Below are 11639 nucleotides of genomic sequence, written 5' to 3'. Positions count from 1 at the left end.
GAAGCACTCAGCGAAAGAGACACCATGACGGAGAAGACCAGCATCGAGGCCCGCAAGCCCCAGGGCCTGCCCGACGTCCTGCGCCATTACATCGACGGCGAGTTCGTCGACTCGATCGACGGCGACACCTTCGAGGTGCTCGACCCGGTGACCAACGAGCCGTACCTGACGGCCTCCTCCGGCAAGGCCGCGGACATCGACCGTGCCGTCGCCGCCGCGAAGCGGGCCTTCGAGTCCGGCGAGTGGTCCCAGGCCCTGCCGCGCCAGCGCTCCCGCGTGCTGCACCGGATCGCCGACATCATGGAGTCCCGCGGCGATCAGCTCGCCGAGATGGAGTGCTTCGACACCGGCCTGCCGATCAAGCAGGCGAAGGGCCAGGCCGCCCGCGCCGCCGAGAACTTCCGCTTCTTCGCGGACCTGATCGTGGCCCAGCACGACGACACCTTCAAGGTGCCGGGCCGCCAGATCAACTACGTGAACCGCAAGCCGATCGGCGTCGCCGGCCTGATCACCCCGTGGAACACCCCGTTCATGCTGGAGTCCTGGAAGCTGGCCCCGGCCATCGCCACCGGCAACTCCGTGGTCCTGAAGCCGGCGGAGTTCACCCCGCTCTCGGCCTCCCTGTGGGGCGGGATCTTCGAGGAGGCCGGCCTGCCGAAGGGCGTGTTCAACATGGTGCACGGCTTCGGCGAGGAGGGCTACGCGGGCGACCCGCTCGTGAAGCACCCGGACGTGCCGCTGATCTCCTTCACCGGCGAGTCCCGCACCGGCCAGATCATCTTCGCCAACGCCGCCCCGCACCTGAAGGGCCTGTCCATGGAGCTCGGCGGCAAGTCCCCGGCCGTGGTGTTCGAGGACGCGGACCTGGACGCGGCGATCGACGCGACCATCTTCGGCGTGTTCTCCCTGAACGGCGAACGCTGCACCGCCGGCTCCCGCATCCTGGTCCAGCGCTCCGTCTACGACGAGTTCGTGGAGCGCTACGCCGCCCAGGCCTCCCGTGTGAAGGTCGGCCTGCCGGACGACGAGACCACCGAGGTCGGTGCCATCGTGCACCCGGAGCACTTCGAGAAGGTCATGTCCTACGTGGAGATCGGCAAGGCCGAGGCCCGCCTGGTGGCCGGCGGGGGCCGCCCGGAGGGCTTCCCCGAGGGCAACTTCGTGCAGCCCACCGTGTTCGCGGACGTGGCCCCGGACGCCCGGATCTTCCAGGAGGAGATCTTCGGCCCGGTGGTGGCCATCACCCCGTTCGACACGGAGGAGGAGGCCCTGCAGCTGGCCAACAACACCAAGTACGGCCTGGCCGCCTACATCTGGACCAACGACCTCAAGCGCGCCCACAACTTCGCGCAGAACGTGGAGGCCGGCATGGTGTGGCTGAACTCCAACAACGTGCGGGACCTGCGCACGCCGTTCGGCGGGGTGAAGGCCTCCGGCCTGGGCCACGAGGGCGGCTACCGCTCGATCGACTTCTACACCGACCAGCAGGCCGTGCACATCAACCTCGGCGAGGTCCACAACCCGGTGTTCGGCAAGCAGGAGCAGGCCGCGGCGAAGATCGACGGCTGACCCCGCGCCCACCGGCGACCACGACGGCGCCCGCACCCTCTGCGCGACGGTGCGGGCGCCGTCGTCGTGCTGGGGCCGGGCCGGCTCCCTCCCCCGGCCCCCGACGCGGGTTGAGTTGTCGCGGGTGCGGGCGCCCCGGACCCGCGACAACTCAACCCGCGTTCCTCGACGGCCTTCCCGCCAGCCGTCCGGATCGTATACGATCGAGCCACTGACCGTGTCCCAGGCCACAGCGCACCGCCCCCTCACCAAGGAGCACCGATGACCAACCTCGAGAGCCGCCAGAAGACCTCCTCCGGCTTCTTCGTCACGAAGGAAGCCCCCATCGACCCGGAGAACCCCCTCCCCACCCCGACGTCCGAGGCGCCGGACATCCTGCGCTGCGCCTCGATGGAGCTCGTGGTCACGGACCTCGCCACATCCCGCGAGTTCTACGTGGACGTGCTCGGCCTCGTGGTCACCGAGGAGGACGAGGAGACCGTCTACCTGCGCTCCATGGAGGAGTTCATCCACCACAACCTGGTGCTGCGCCAGGGCGAGACCGCCGCCGTGGCCGCGTTCTCCTACCGCGTGCGCACCCCCGAGGACCTGGACAAGGCGGTCGCCTTCTACGAGGAGCTGGGCTGCCGCGTCGAGCGCCGGAAGGACGGCTTCGTCAAGGGCGTCGGCGACTCCGTGCGCGTCGAGGACCCGCTGGGCTTCCCCTACGAGTTCTTCCACGACGTCGAGCACGTGGAGCGCCTGGCCTGGCGCTACGACCTCTACACCCCGGGCGCCCTGGTCCGCCTGGACCACTTCAACCAGGTGACCCCGGATGTGCCGCGCGCCGCCCGCTACATGCAGGACCTGGGCTTCCGCGTCACCGAGGACATCCAGGACGAGAACGGCACCGTCTACGCCGCGTGGATGCGCCGCAAGCCCACCGTGCACGACACCGCCATGACCGGCGGCGACGGCCCCCGGATGCACCACGTGTGCTTCGCCACGCACGAGAAGCACAACATCCTGGCGATCTGCGACAAGCTCGGCGCCCTGCGCATGTCCGACCACATCGAGCGCGGCCCGGGTCGCCACGGCGTCTCCAACGCGTTCTACCTCTACCTGCGCGACCCGGACGGTCACCGCGTGGAGGTCTACACCCAGGACTACTACACCGGCGACCCGGACAACCCCGTGGTCACCTGGGATGTGCACGACAACCAGCGCCGCGACTGGTGGGGCACCCCGGTCGTGCCGTCCTGGTACACCGACGCCTCCCGCGTGCTGGACCTCGACGGCAACCTGCAGCCGCTGGTCTCCCGCACCGACGACTCCGAGATGGACGTGACCATCGGCGCCGACGGATTCTCCTACACCCGCGAGGAGCAGGGCGAGGAGTCCATGCCGGAGTGGAAGCAGGGCGAGTACAAGCTCGGCAACCAGCTCTGAGCGGCACTGCCGGGCGCCGCTCCGGGACACCACGCCGACGGCGGGCACCCCACGCAGGTGCCCGCCGTCGTCGGCCGCACTCCCTGCCACCCTCCGCGTCCCCCCGCCCCACACCGTTCGAGGCGGAAAATCCACCTCATTCGAGCCGGGAGGGCCAGTTTGAGCTCGATTTCCCGCCTCGAAGCGTGGGGAGCAGGGGTGTCCCGGCGGTGACAGGATGGCGACGAGTCCACGGGCCGAGCCGCGTAATCGTATACGATCAAGGCCAGGCCCCTGCCCGTCGTCGTGAAGGAGACCGCTGTGCTGGACCACGAGACCCACGTCAAGATCGCCGACGAGCTGCACCGCGCGGGCATCGACCGCGTGCCCGTGCCGCGGCTGACCGCGCGCTACCCGCAGATGGAGATCGAGGACTCGTACGCCGTCCAGCGCATCTGGGCCGAGCGCCAGGTCGAGGCGGGCCGCCGCAAGGTGGGCCACAAGATCGGCCTGACCTCCAAGGCCATGCAGGACGCGACCGGGATCGACGAGCCGGACTACGGCGTGATCTTCGACGACCAGGTGTTCGAGTCCGGTCACGTGTACGAGTGGAAGAAGTACACCCACCCGCGCATCGAGATGGAGCTGGCGTTCGTGCTCAAGGACGAGCTGCGCGGGCCCGGCCTGAACCTGATGGACGTGCTGCGCGCCACCGAGTACGTGGTGCCCGCGCTGGAGGTGCTGGACTCGCGCATCGAGATGGCCGGGCGCACCATCACGGACACCATCTCGGACAACGCGGCGCTGGGCTCCCTGGTGATCGGTGGCCGCCCCGTGGGCGTGCACGACGTGGACCTGCGCTGGGTCGCCGGCATCCTCTCCCGCAACGAGGAGATCATCGAGACCGGGGTGGCCGCAGGGGTGCTGAACCACCCGGCCAACGGCGTGCACTGGCTGGCCAACCGCATCGCCGAGCACGGGGACGCGCTCGAGGCCGGTGAGATCGTGCTCGCCGGCTCCTTCACCCGCCCGATGTGGGTCTACGAGGGCGACACCGTCTACGCCGACTACGGCCCGCTGGGAACCATCACCTGCCGCTTCGCCTGAGCCGCCCGCCCGTCGTCGCCCCGCCCGCCCGCCGCCCGCAACGCGGGTTGACCTATCACCAGTACGACCCCGCTCCACCCGCGACAACTCAACCCGCGTCGGGTGGAGGGCGCGGAGAACCCCGGAGGAACGTCCCATGCCCGTCCGCCACAACCCGCAGCCGCTGTTCCGCGACCTCTTCACGCCCGAGGCCGTCGCCGCCCGTGGGGGCCGCCCCGCCGCCGGCATGTTCCTCTCCTCCGGCGACCCGACGACGGCGGAGATCTGCGCCGGAGCGGGCCTCGACTACCTGCTCATCGACGCCGAGCACGCCCCGCTGACCCTGCAGGACGTCCTCGCCCAGCTGCGCACGATCGCCGGCTACCGTGTGCCCACCCTGGTGCGTGTGCCGGCGCTGGACACCGTGGCCATCAAGCAGTTCCTGGACCTGGGCGCCCAGACGCTGCTGGTGCCCATGGTCGACGACGCCGCGATGGCCCGCAGCGCCGTGGCCGCCGCCCACTACCCGGACGGCTCCGCCGAGGGCGGGGTCCGCGGCGTGGGCTCCGCTCTGGCACGATCGGGCCGCTGGAACCGGATCCCCGGCTACCTGCCCGGCGCGGCGGACCACGTCTCCGTGATCGTGCAGATCGAGACGGCCGCCGGCGTGCGCAACGCGGATGAGATCGCGGCGGTGGACGGGATCGACGGCGTCTTCATCGGCCCCTCAGACCTCTCCGCGTCCCTGGGCCTGCTCGGCCAGCAGTCGCACCCGGAGGTGGTGGCCGCGGTCGAGGAGGTCATCGCGAAGGTCAAGGCCGCCGGGAAGATCGTGGGCGTCAACGCGTTCGTGCCCGCGCAGGCCGACGCCTATGCCGCCGCCGGTGCGGACTACGTCAACGTGGGCGCCGACGTCGCCCTGCTGGCCCGCGCCGCCGAGGCCCTCGCCGACCGCTGGTGCCCGACGCCGAGCGACGCCGCGGCCGGCGGGGAGGGCGCGCCCCGCGCGTCGTACTGATCTGGTCATCCCCTCACTTCGGGGCGCGAAATCCACCCCATGGACGTCCGATCGTGGCCCATGGCGTGGATTTCCCGCCTCGATTGGCTCGGGGCCGGCGTTCCGGAGGACGTCGCCGCCTCCTGCACAACCACACCGGACCCCCTCGTGCGTCCCCAGGCCCACACTCATCCGTCTCGGGATGCCGACCGACGGGGCACGCTCGCCGCATGCCCCGTCGCCCCGCCCCGCTGCCGACGTCGGTCGACCCCGCCGCCTTCACGGTCGATGACGCGCGCCGGGCGGGTGTGACGTGGTCCCGACTGCAGTCCTCAGACCTGCGGCGGCTGCGCCACGGCATCTACGGGCCGGCCGGCCCTGCGGCGGTCTCCGTGCGTGAGTGGACGCTGGATGAGGTCCGCGCGTATCAGCGGCGCCATCCCGACGTCGTCGTCAGCCATGAGACCGCCGCCCGCCTGCACGGCCTGACCGTGCCCGCACGGCTGCTGGCCCCCGGTGCGGTGCACGTCAGCGTCGGCACCTCGGGCGGCCGGCCGGTCCAGGCGGGTCTGGTGCCCCACCGCATCGAGGTGCCGGAGGGACAGTGGATGACGCGGGGCGGCGTGCTCGTGACGACGCCGGCCCGCACGCTGTGGGACCTGTGCGCGGCACGGTCGGTGCTCACGGAGCGGGACGTCGTCGTCGCCGGTGACGCGCTGCTCTGCCCGCCGTGGCTGCCCGGCGGCGGACGCGGGGCTCCCGCCTACACCCCGGAGGAGCTCGTCCGATCGCTGGCCGAACGGGGACGTTTCCGGGGGCGCGGACTGGCCCGGGCAGCGCTGGCGAGGATGCGCGTGGGGGCGGATTCGCCGCGCGAGACGCGTCTGCGGCTGGCGCTCGTCGATGCCGGGCTGCCGGAACCCGAGGTGCAGTGCCGGCTGGACCCGTCAGACCGCCGCGCTCCGACGGTCGACCTCGGGTATCGGCCGTGGCGTCTCGCGTTGCAGTACGAGGGCGAGCACCACCGCACCGCCGAGCAGCAGGCCCGGGACGTGCTGCGCGACCGCTGGTGCACCGACCACGGCTGGCTCTCGATCAAGGTCATGTGGTCCGACGCCCGGGACGACTACGCGGACGTCGTCGCGCGGGTGCGGCGCCGGGCGGCTGAGTGCGGTGGGTGACCCGGTGAGATCCACGGCCCCCCGTTTCGAGGCGGGATATCCAGGTCATGGAGCGCTGGCCCCCGCCCATGGGGTCGATTTCCCGCCTCGAATGGACCGGCTCGGTGGGAGTCGGCCCGTGAACACCTGGCCTCCCCCACGTAGCGTGGCCCCATGACCGCGTCCGCCCCCACCCTGAGCTCGCACTTCGCCGACACCTTCCCGGAGCTCGCCCTGCCCTGGCAGGCCCAGGCCACGGACGGGCCGCAGCTCGTCCTGCTCAACGCCGGCCTCGCGGCGGAGCTCGGCCTCGACGCCGAATGGCTCGCCAGTGACGACGGCGTCCGCTTCCTCACCGGCGAGCAGCCCGGCCCGGACGCGCGGCCGGTCGCGCAGGCGTACGCGGGCCACCAGTTCGGCCACTACTCCCCCCGCCTGGGCGACGGGCGCGCCCTCCTCCTCGGCGAGCTCACGGCTCCGGACGGTCGGCTCCACGACCTGCATCTCAAGGGCTCCGGTCGCACGCCCTTCGCGCGCGGCAACGCCGACGGGCAGGCCGTGCTCGGCCCCATGCTCCGCGAGTACGTGGTCTCCGAGGCGATGCACGCCCTCGGCGTGCCGACCACGCGGGCGCTGGCTGTCGTCGCCACGGGCCACCCGGTCCGCCGCGAAACCGTGCTGCCGGGCGCGGTGCTGGCCCGGACGGCCGCGTCGCACCTGCGCGTCGGCACGGCCCAGTACGCCGCGGCCCTCCCCGAGCGGGCGGACCCCACGGACGTGCTGCGCCGGATCGTCGACGAGGCCATCGCCCGCCACCACCCGCACGCCGCCGACGCCGAGCACCCCGCGCTCGCGCTCTACGAGGCGGTGATCGCCGCGCAGGCCGAGCTCGTCTCCCGCTGGATGCTCGTCGGCTTCGTGCACGGTGTGATGAACACGGACAACATGACCCTGTCCGGCGAGACCATCGACTACGGCCCCTGCGCCTTCATCGACGCGTTCGACCCGGCCGCGAGCTTCTCCTCGATCGACACCCAGGGCCGGTACGCGTACGGCAATCAGGGGCCCATCGCGGCGTGGAACCTCGCCCGGTTCGGCGAGGCCCTCGTGCCCGTGCTCGACGACGACCCCGACCGCGCCGTCGCGCTCGCCCAGGAGGCGCTGGGCAGATTCCACGGCGTCCATCTCGCGGCGTGGCGGGGCGGACTGCGGGACAAGCTCGGCCTCCCGGCGTCGGTGGCGGAGGACGACGTCGCCGCGCTCACCGACCGCCTGTTCCCGTGGCTGGCCGCGGCGCGGGCCGACTGGACCTCGTTCTGGGTGCGGCTGGCCGAGCACACGGCGGCGCCCGTGGACGACGACGCGGCGCGCACCGAAGCGGCACGACTCGTCCCCGGCGCCCCGGACCCCGCGGGGCTCGCCGCCTGGCTCGCGGACTGGCGGGCGATGGGTCCCGATCCGGCCCGGATGCGCGCGGTGAACCCCGTCTACATCCCGCGGAACCACCTGCTCGACGAGGCCCTGACGGCCGCGGAGGACGGGGACCTCACCCCGGTGCACCGGCTGCTCGAGGCCGTCACGGATCCCTTCACCCCGCGCCCCGGGTTCGAGCGGTACGCGCAGCCGGGTCCGGCGGACGGGGCCCCGTTCGTCACCTACTGCGGCACCTGACCGCTTTCGTTGACGAAACGGACGCCCTCCAGGCCGCTTTCGTTGACGAAACGGGCGCCCTCACCCCCGCGCCAGCGACTTCACCGGCACGGCCGGGTCCGCGAGCGCGGCGCCGTCCACCACGATCCCCCGGTCGATGATGCGCCGGGCGGCCTTGACGGTCATGGGGTCGTCGATCGACGCGGCCCCGCGCAGGGTCCCGTCCGCGGCCAGGGCGAAGCTCGCCACCACGACGCCGCGCACCTCGCGGTCCACGATCCGCCCGCCGGCCGGCACCGTCATGTCCCCCACGGCCTCCACGTGGGCGTCGTACCGGTCGGACCAGAACCACGGGGCGCCCGGGGCGTCCGCCTGATCCCCCAGGAGCGCCGCCGCGGCGGCCGCACCGGAACGCAGGGCCGGCTCCCAGTGCCGGGACGGCGCCCACGCGGACTCCCGGGCGCGCGCGGCGTCACCGACGGCCAGGATCCCGGGCACGGTCGTGCGGCCCATCGCGTCCGTGAGCACGCCGTCGGCCACCTCCAGACCGGCGTCCTCGGCGAGGGCGGTGTCCGGCACGGTGCCCCCGGCCAGCACCACGACGTCGGCGTCCACGGTCCGCCCGTCGTGGAGGTGGAGGCGGTGGGCGGCCGGCAGCGCGGCGCCGCCGTCGGCGTCCCGGTGCTCGATCCAGGCCGCCCGGCCGACCTCGACCGCGACCCCGTGCTCGACGTGCATCCGGTGCAGGCGGGTGGCCAGCGCCGGCCCGACGGCTGCGCGGGCCGGGGCGTCCGTCCCGGTCACGAGCGTCACCGCGGCGAGCGCGCGACGCGCCGCGGCCGCGACCTCCGCCCCCGTGAAGCCGCCGCCCACGACCGCCACCTCGGTCCCGAACGTCAGTCGATCGCGCAGGGCCTCGGCGTCGGCGCGGGTACGCAGGGTGACCAGGTCCGGGTGGTCGGCGCCGGCGACATCGAGGGCCCGGGGTCGCCCGCCCGTGGCGAGCACGACCGCGTCCGCGTCCAGGACCCGCCCGGAGGCCGTCTCCACCCGGTGGGGCGCGGGGCCGCCGTCGGGGTGGACACCGCCCGGCACCACCCGGACCGCCACGTCCTCCACCAGCTCCACACCGTGCTCGGCGAACCACGCCGGCGGGGCGAGCAGCAGGCGGTGCGCGTCCGCGTCGCCGGTCAGGAACTCCTTGCTCAGGGGCGGCCGGTCATAGGGCACGCCCTGCGGGTCCACGAGGACGATCCCGCCCGCGAAGCCGCGGCGCCGCAGCTCGCGGACCACGGCGAAGCCCGCGACGCCGCCGCCCACCACCGCGACCGAGCCGGGCACGCCCGCCGGGGCCCCGACGTCGTGGCTCATGCGCCGGGGACGAGGTAGAGCTGGCCCTCGCGCTCCTCGACGCGGTGCACGCCGACGCCCTTGGTGGCGGGCAGGCAGAGCGCCTCGCCGGTGCGCAGGCAGAACTGCGCGGCGTGCAACGGGCACTCCACGCGGTCGTCCTCGAGCCAGCCCTCGGCCAGCGAGGCGTCCTCGTGGGTGCACGTGTCGTCGATCGCGTGGAACTCGCCCGCGTCCGTGTGGAACACCGCGACGTCGTCCCTCGTCCCCGCCGTCGCCGCCGGGACGACGATCGCCTCGCCCTCCGGGACGTCCGCCGCCGCGCCGATGTGGATCGACTCCGCCATGGTCTGCCTCCTCTGGTTCCCGGGCCGGACGGCCCGTGGTGGTCTCCCGTCACCGTATCCCCCGGCGCGGACCCGGCACCCCTCCGCTGTGCTCCACCCCGGCGCCACACCGCGCCCACCTGTGAATGGATGAACCGGACATCACCGGGGCATGAAATCACCCGACAAGCCTCCGAAAAATGTTCCCGGGAATGGTCGATCACGCTACGATCACGACGGCCCTCCGGCCCTCATCCCGCCCTCACCACGCCACCGACCCGGGGATGCGGCACGGCCCGCGCCTGTCGTTCCTCGGGCACTCCACCTTCCGAAGGCATCCGCATGAAGATCCTCCCGCCACGCTCCGCCGCGTCCCCCCGCCCGCTCGCGCCCGCCGTCGCGGTCGCCGCGCTCTCCGTCCTCGTCGGCGGCCTGCTCCCGCAGCAGCCGTCCGCGACCACGGAGGGCGCCCCCGACGCGCGCCCGCTCGACGACGCCGCCCGCGCCACGACCGCAGGCACGGCCGCGACCCCCGCGTCGGCCGCTCCCGTCGAGGGCGCCGGCGTCGCGACCGTCCCGCAGGAGGGCGAGAACCTCGTCCCGGCTGAGGAGGCCCCGGCCGGCGTCGTGCTCGGCGAGCCCGTGGTGGACCGCCCGTTCACGGTGGCCGCCGCCGTGTGGGACGCCGCGGCGGACGACGCCGTCGAGCGCGTGGAGATCCGCGTGCGTCAGGACGGGGACTGGGGCCCGTGGCAGGTCCTGGATCGGCCCGTCCTGCCCGAGGACGCTGCCCCCGTGCGCACCGGCACGGACCCGTTCGTCGCGTTCGGCGCGGACGGCGCCCAGCTGCGCGTGACCACCGTCGACGGCGCGGCCCCGGCCGGCCTCGAGCTGTCCCTCATCGACCCGGGCACGGCCGCCACGGACGAGACCGTCGCGAGCGCTCACCCGGCGGTGACCGCCGGGCAGGCCGCGGAGACGGCCGGCCTGCCCCGGGGCGTGAAGTCGAGCGCCGTCGTCGGGGGCGAGGAGCCCGCCGAGGGCCACACCGTGGCCACGGTCTCGGACGCCCGCGCGAAGATCCTCCCGGACGTGATCACCCGCGCCCAGTGGGGCGCGGACGAGTCCTGGGCGGAGGACTCCCCGCAGTTCGACCAGGTGCGCGCGCTGACCATCCACCACACGGCCGGCACGAACGACTACTCGCGCGCCCAGGCCGTGGAGCAGATGCGCGGCATCTACGCGTACTACACGAAGACCCTCGACTGGGGCGACTTCCCGTACCACCTGATCACGGACCGCTTCGGCAACATCTACGAGGGCCGCCGCGGCGCCCTGGACTCGAACCCGCTGGGCACGCACGCGGGCGGGTTCAACCGGGGCACGATGGGCGTCTCCACGATGGGCAACTACGACGTGGTCGCCCCGTCCGAGGAGGTCGTGGACGCGATGGCCCGCGCCACCGCCTACTACCTGTACCGCGACGGCATCGACGTGCGGGGCCGGGTCACCCTGACCTCGGGCGGCAGCACGAAGTACGCCGCGGGCACCCCCGTCACCGTGGACACGATCTTCCCGCACCGGGCCACGTCCGCGACCGCGTGCCCGGGGCAGCACCTGATGGCCCGCTTCGACGACCTGCGGGACCGCGCCGAGGCCATCGCGACGGCGGCCGGCCAGCCGCCGGCACCGGCCACCCCGGCTCCGACGCCGGCCCCGACGACCGAGCCGTCGACCGCCGGCACGTACACGGTGCAGCCGAACGACGGCTGGTGGACCATCGCCCGCCGCACCGGCGTGCCCGCGGCCACCCTCCAGGAGCTCAACGGCATGACCGAGTCGACCGTGCTCCACCCGGGCATGGTGCTGCGCACCGTCGCCGACCCGACCGCCCCGGAGCCCACCCCGATCACCACCGGCACCTACACGGTGCAGCCGAACGACGGCTGGTGGATCATCGCCCGACGAACCGGCGTGTCCGCCGCGGAGCTCCAGAGGCTCAACGGCATGACGGCGTCCACCGTCCTGCACCCGGGGCTGGTGCTCATCACGGCCGCCACGGCGCCGGCCTCCCCGCCCGCGCCTGCCCCGACC

9 protein-coding genes are annotated in these 11639 nt (G+C 73.5%); 7 read left to right on the top strand and 2 right to left on the bottom strand.

Going from position 1 to position 11639, the window contains the following annotated elements; translation table 11 throughout:
* The first annotated feature begins 24 nt into the window (after window positions 1-24).
* From hpaE to J1M44_RS10860, 6 genes are all read left to right on the top strand, one after another.
* A complete protein-coding gene (gene hpaE / locus J1M44_RS10885) occupies window positions 25-1569 on the top strand; it encodes a 5-carboxymethyl-2-hydroxymuconate semialdehyde dehydrogenase (RefSeq protein ID WP_098470845.1) in 1545 nt (514 codons plus the stop codon).
* Window positions 1570-1830: 261 nt separating this feature from the next.
* Complete coding sequence (gene hpaD, locus J1M44_RS10880; RefSeq protein WP_098470846.1) at window positions 1831-2997, top strand: 3,4-dihydroxyphenylacetate 2,3-dioxygenase; 1167 nt, start codon at window positions 1831-1833, stop codon at window positions 2995-2997.
* Window positions 2998-3297: 300 nt separating this feature from the next.
* Window positions 3298-4083: a 2-keto-4-pentenoate hydratase gene (locus tag J1M44_RS10875; RefSeq protein ID WP_002857895.1), complete on the top strand. Its 786-nt coding sequence runs from the start codon at window positions 3298-3300 to the stop codon at window positions 4081-4083.
* Between the two features lie 136 nt (window positions 4084-4219).
* Window positions 4220-5080, top strand: coding sequence for an HpcH/HpaI aldolase family protein (locus J1M44_RS10870; protein WP_274607916.1), 861 nt, complete (start codon window positions 4220-4222; stop codon window positions 5078-5080).
* 209 nt (window positions 5081-5289) lie between these two features.
* Window positions 5290-6240: a hypothetical protein gene (locus J1M44_RS10865; protein ID WP_049161592.1), complete on the top strand. Its 951-nt coding sequence runs from the start codon at window positions 5290-5292 to the stop codon at window positions 6238-6240.
* Window positions 6241-6393: 153 nt separating this feature from the next.
* Window positions 6394-7890, top strand: coding sequence for a protein adenylyltransferase SelO (locus J1M44_RS10860; protein ID WP_206481034.1), 1497 nt, complete (start codon window positions 6394-6396; stop codon window positions 7888-7890).
* 60 nt (window positions 7891-7950) lie between these two features.
* Here the strand turns inward: J1M44_RS10860 and J1M44_RS10855 are convergent, their stop codons facing one another.
* Both J1M44_RS10855 and J1M44_RS10850 read right to left on the bottom strand, forming a co-directional pair.
* Window positions 7951-9240 (bottom strand): NAD(P)/FAD-dependent oxidoreductase, encoded by a 1290-nt coding sequence (locus J1M44_RS10855; protein WP_206481032.1) that lies wholly within the window; start codon window positions 9238-9240, stop codon window positions 7951-7953.
* Window positions 9237-9566 carry a bifunctional 3-phenylpropionate/cinnamic acid dioxygenase ferredoxin subunit gene (locus tag J1M44_RS10850; protein ID WP_098094250.1) on the bottom strand — a complete coding sequence of 110 codons (330 nt, stop codon included), beginning with the start codon at window positions 9564-9566 and terminating at the stop codon, window positions 9237-9239. The genes J1M44_RS10855 and J1M44_RS10850 overlap by 4 nt, the downstream gene beginning before the upstream one ends.
* Window positions 9567-9887: 321 nt before the next feature.
* Between J1M44_RS10850 and J1M44_RS10845 the strand changes: the two genes are divergently transcribed.
* Window positions 9888-11639: LysM peptidoglycan-binding domain-containing protein (locus J1M44_RS10845; RefSeq protein WP_206481023.1), on the top strand; the 1752-nt coding region annotated here is incomplete at its 3' end.

It is taken from the genome of Micrococcus sp. KRD128 (assembly GCF_017168395.1).
Lineage (GTDB): Bacteria > Actinomycetota > Actinomycetes > Actinomycetales > Micrococcaceae > Micrococcus > Micrococcus luteus.
The sequence above is the reverse complement of the archived record's forward strand: the minus strand, read 5'-3'. Positions and strand labels throughout refer to the sequence as shown.